5 protein-coding genes are annotated in these 4733 nt (G+C 71.2%); all 5 read left to right on the plus strand.

Features of this window, described 5'->3' with window-relative positions:
• The coding region (mraW, locus tag BGO22_RS22375; protein WP_286852449.1) for a 16S rRNA (cytosine(1402)-N(4))-methyltransferase at positions 1 to 477 on the plus strand (477 nt) is incomplete at its 5' end.
• Positions 478 to 562: 85 nt separating this feature from the next.
• Positions 563 to 877, plus strand: a complete 315-nt coding sequence (ftsL, locus tag BGO22_RS22380; protein ID WP_070397236.1) for a cell division protein FtsL — start codon at positions 563 to 565, stop codon at positions 875 to 877.
• On the plus strand, positions 874 to 2607 hold the full coding sequence (locus BGO22_RS22385; RefSeq protein WP_070397237.1) for a peptidoglycan D,D-transpeptidase FtsI family protein: 1734 nt from the start codon (positions 874 to 876) through the stop codon (positions 2605 to 2607). The genes ftsL and BGO22_RS22385 overlap by 4 nt, the downstream gene beginning before the upstream one ends.
• Entirely contained in the window at positions 2607 to 4115 is a 1509-nt protein-coding gene (locus BGO22_RS22390) for a UDP-N-acetylmuramoyl-L-alanyl-D-glutamate--2,6-diaminopimelate ligase (protein ID WP_070397238.1), read from the plus strand. Before BGO22_RS22385 ends, BGO22_RS22390 begins: the two co-directional genes overlap by 1 nt.
• A partial coding sequence (locus BGO22_RS22395; RefSeq protein ID WP_286852450.1) for a Mur ligase family protein occupies positions 4112 to 4733 on the plus strand: 622 nt, incomplete at its 3' end. The genes BGO22_RS22390 and BGO22_RS22395, both read left to right, overlap by 4 nt.

Consider the following 4733-nt stretch of genomic DNA (forward strand, 5'->3'; position numbering starts at 1 on the left):
ATTCGTGACTATGGCGAAGAACGGTTTGCTGCACCGATTGCAAAGGCGATTGATCGTCGCCGACAGGAACGGGGCCCTGTTCGAACCACCGGCGAGCTGGCCGAAATCGTGGCTGGCGCGGTCAAAACCCGCGAGCCGGGCAAGGACCCTGCAACGCGCACATTTCAGGCTCTTCGGATTTTCATCAACGCCGAGCTTGAAGAGCTGCAACAGGCGCTAGAAGCCAGCCTGTCCCTGCTCAAGCCCCAAGGTCGCCTCGTGGTCATCAGCTTCCACTCCCTGGAAGACCGCCCGGTCAAGCAGTTCATGGCGCGCCACTCGCGCGCCGTGGTGGACCGCCGCGCGCCCTTCGCCGAGCCCGCGCCCACGCGCCTGGCCGAGGTGCACCGCGTGATGCCGTCCGAAGCGGAGGTGCAGGGCAACCCGCGCGCGCGCAGCGCCGTCATGCGCGTGGCCACGCGAACGGGGGTGGCATGAGCGCCGCGCCGGACCGCCTCCAGCCAGCTCGCATCCCTTCGGGGGATCGCGCAGCACACGCAGTGGCCTGCGTGAGGGCCTTGCCATGATCCGGCTCAACCTCGTGCTGCTGCTGGCCGTTCTGGCCAGCGCCTTCTACCTGGTGCACACCCAGTACGAGTCGCGCCGCCTCTACTCGGCGCTGGACCGTGCGCAGACCCAGTCCAAGCGGCTCGACGCCGACCACGAGCAACTGGCCGTGCAGCGCCGCGCGCAGGCCGCGCCCGCGCGCGTGCAGCAACTCGCCCAGCGCCAGCTGCAGATGCGCCAGGTCACCCCGGGCATCACGCAGTACGTGAGCGAGCGCGCAGCCACGCCGGCCCCGGCGCCCGCAGCCGAAGGCGGGGAGGGCGCGCGATGAGCCGCAGCATCAACTACGCCTCCAGCCCGCTGCTGGCGAGCAAGACGCCCGTGTGGCGCAGCAAGTTCATCGTCTTCGGCCTGGCGCTGGCCTTTGCTGGTCTGGCCGGGCGTGCCACCTACGTCCAGGTCATCGGCAACGACTTCTTTCAGCGCCAGGGCGAGGTGCGCTTCGCGCGCACGCTGGAGCTGCCGGCCAACCGCGGCCGCGTGCTCGACCGCAACGGCCTGATCCTGGCCTCCAGCGTGGTGGCGCAGAGCATCTGGGCCATCCCCGAGGACGTGGACAAGAACCACCCCAAGCTGCGCGAACTCGCCCGACTGCTCGACATGCCGCTCGCCGATCTGCGCAAGCGCCTGGCCGACAACGACAAGACCTTCGTCTGGGTCAAGCGCCAGGTGGATGAGCCCGTGGCGCAGAAGATCGCCGCGCTGGGCATCAAGGGCATCTACCAGCGCCGCGAGTACAAGCGCCAGTACCCCGAGGGCGAGGCCACGGCCCACGTGGTGGGCTTCACCAACGTGGAAGACCGTGGCCAGGAGGGCGTGGAGCTGGCGTTCCAGTCGCAACTCGCAGGTAAAGCCGGTTCGCGCCGCGTCATCAAGGACCGCCTGGGCCGCGTGGTCGAGGACGTGCAGGACGTCGTGCCGCCCGTGGACGGCCCCGACCTCAGCCTGTCCATCGACAGCAAGGTGCAGTACTTCGCCTGGCAGAAGCTGCGCCAGGCCGTTCTGCAGCACAAAGCCAAGGCCGGCAGCGTCATCGTGCTCGACACCCGCACGGGCGAGGTGCTGGCCCTGGCCAACTACCCCAGCTACGACCCGAACCAGCGGCGCAACCTCAGTGGCGAGCAACTGCGCAACCGCGTGCTCACCGACACCTTCGAGCCCGGCTCGACGATGAAGCCTTTCATTGCCGCGCTCGCGCTCGACAAGGGCCTGGTGCGGCCCAACACGCCCATCCAGACGGCGCCTGGCCGCATCGTCATCGGTGGCTCCACCATCCGGGACACCCACCCCAAGGACGTGCTGACGGTGTCGGAGGTGATCCAGAAATCGAGCAACGTGGGCACGGTCAAGATGGCCATGCAGATGAGCCCGCGCGAGATGTGGGAGATGTACGCCCAGGTGGGCTTCGGCCAGAAGCCGCAGGTGCCGTTCCCGGGCGCGGTGGCCGGCCGGCTGCGCCCCTACAAGAGCTGGCGCCCGATCGAGCAGGCCACCATGAGCTACGGCTACGGCCTGTCCGTCTCGCTCTACCAACTCGCGCAGGCCTACACCATCTTCGCGCGCGAGGGCGAGCTCATTCCGCTGACCCTGCTCAAGAGCGACACGCCCGCGCAGGGCGTGCGTGTCTTCAGCGCCCAGAACGCGCGCGCCGTGCGCGACATGCTGGGCCTGGTGACCAAGCCCGGCGGCAGCGCCACGCGCGCGCAGACCATGGGCTACTCCGTGGGCGGAAAGACCGGCACCGCGCGCAAGCAAGAGGGCAACGGCTACGCCGAAGGCAAATACCGCGGCTTCTTCGTCGGCATGGCGCCCATCGAGCAGCCGCGCATCATCGTCGCGGTGTCGATCGATGAACCGAGCGAAGGCGGGTTCTATGGCGGCCTGGTGGCCGCGCCCGTGTTCAGCGAGACAGTGCAGGAAACCCTGCGCATCCTCGGCGTGCAGCCCGACATGAACGTCAAGCCGCAGATCTTCGGCGAGCCGGTGGAGGAGACGTTCTGATGGTTCAGACGCTCGTCCATCCCGAAGCCGTGGCCCAGTGGCTGCGCGCCAGCGTCACCGGCGGGCTGGTGTGCGACAGCCGCCGCGTGCGCCTGGGCGACGGCTTCGTGGCCTGGCCCGGCGCGGCCACCGACGGCCGCCGCTTCGTGGCCGACGCGTTGCGTGGTGGCGCCAGCGCGGCCGTGGTCGAGCGCGAAGGCCTGGACGCCTTCGATTGCCGCAACGACCCACGCGTGTTGGCCGTGCCCGGCCTCAAGGCCCAGGCCGGCCCCATCGCCAGCGCCTGGTGCCACGAGCCCAGCGGTGCGCTTGACGTGATCGCCATCACCGGCACCAACGGCAAGACCTCCAGCGCCTGGTGGGCGGCGCAGCTGCTGTCGGCCTGCAACCGGCCCGCGGCGGTGGTGGGCACGTTGGGCATCGGCCGCCCCGGCGCGGCCTTGCTGGCCACCGGCCTGACCACGCCCGACCCGGTGATGCTGCAGCAGGAGCTGCGCGGCTTCGTGGACCAGGGCCTGCGCGCCTGCGCCATCGAGGCCTCGTCGATCGGCCTGGAGGAAGGGCGCCTGAACGGCACGCGCGTGGCGGTGGCCGTGTTCACCAACTTCACCCAAGACCACCTCGACTACCACGGCAGCATGGACGCCTACTGGGCCGCCAAGCAGCGCCTGTTTGATTGGCCCGGCCTCAAGGCCGCGGTGGTCAACGCCGACGACCCGCACGGCGCCGGCCTGCTGGCGCGCCTGCAGGGGCGGGGGTTGGACCTTTGGCCCGTGGCCATCGACAGCGAGGCGCGGCTCGAGGCGCGCGGCGTCGTCACCACGCCCGCGGGCCTGGCCTTCGAACTGATCGAACGCGACCCGCGCGGCCAGGAGCGGCAACGCCAGGCCTTGAGCCTGCCGCTGGTGGGCCGATACAACGTGCACAACCTGCTGGGCGTGCTGGCCGCGGCGCGCGCGCTGGGTGTGCCTTTCGCCGCCGCCGCGCAGGCCTGCGCGGCGCTCACGCCCGTGCCCGGCCGCATGCAGCAGGCACAGGCCGACGCACCTGGCGCGCCGCTGGTGCTGGTGGACTACGCGCACACGCCCGACGCGCTGGAGAAGGCCCTGCAGGCGCTGCAACCGCTGGCCGCGCGGCGCGGCGGGGCGCTGTGGGTACTGATCGGCTGCGGTGGCGACCGCGACCCGGGCAAGCGCCCGCTGATGGGCGCCGTGGCCGAGCGCGAGGCGCGCCACGCCGTGCTGACCAGCGACAACCCGCGTGGTGAAGACCCGGCCACCATCCTGGCGCAGATGGCGCGCGGCCTGAGCGACCCGGCCGCCGCGCGCACCGTGCTTGATCGCGCCGAGGCCATCGCGCTGGCGGTGCGCGAAGCCGCGCCCGCCGACGTGGTGCTCATCGCCGGCAAGGGCCACGAGGACTACCAGGAGGTGCGGGGCGTGAAGTCGCCGTTCTCCGACATCGAGCACGCGCGCCGCGCGCTCGCGCTGCGCCGGGAGGCCGCATGAAGACCCTGGCCGAACTGCTCACCACGCTGCCCGGCGCGCGCGCCGTCGGCCGCATCGCCGCGCCCATTGAGCGCGTGCATTCCGACACCCGCAGCCTGCGCGCCGGCGACCTCTTCGTCGCGCTGCAGGGCGAGCGCTTCGACGCCCATCACTTCCTGGCGCAGGCGGCGGCCGCTGGCGCGGTGGCCGGGCTCGCGCAGCGTGGCCTGGCCGAGGCCGGCCTGCCCGGTACCGAGGTGCCCGATTCGCGTGCCGCGCTGCTGCAGCTGGCGCAGGCCTGGCGCGCCCAGTTCACGCTGCCGCTGATCGCCGTGACCGGCAGCAATGGCAAGACCACGGTCACGCAGATGGTCGCCAGCATCCTGCGCGCGCACGCCGGCGAGGCCGCGCACGCCACACAGGGCAATTTCAACAACGACATCGGTGTGCCGCTCACGCTGCTGCGCCTCAATCCGCGGCACCGCTGCTCGGTGATCGAACTCGGCATGAACCACCCGGGCGAGATCGCCCAGCTCGCCGCCGTGGCGGCGCCCACGGTGGCCCTGGTGAACAACGCGCAGCGCGAGCACCAGGAGTTCATGAGCTCGGTGGAGGCCGTGGCGCGCGAGAACGGCGCCG

The organism is Hydrogenophaga sp. 70-12 (assembly GCF_001897365.1).
Taxonomy (GTDB): Bacteria; Pseudomonadota; Gammaproteobacteria; order Burkholderiales; family Burkholderiaceae_C; genus Hydrogenophaga; species Hydrogenophaga borbori.

Bases quoted from the DNA above. Each gene is read 5' to 3' on its own strand.
- BGO22_RS22385 (WP_070397237.1), top strand. From the start codon at position 874: ATGAGCCGCAGCATCAACTACGCCTCCAGCCCGCTGCTGGCGAGCAAG.
- ftsL (WP_070397236.1), top strand. From the start codon at position 563: ATGATCCGGCTCAACCTCGTGCTGCTGCTGGCCGTTCTGGCCAGCGCC.
- BGO22_RS22390 (WP_070397238.1), top strand. From the start codon at position 2,607: ATGGTTCAGACGCTCGTCCATCCCGAAGCCGTGGCCCAGTGGCTGCGC.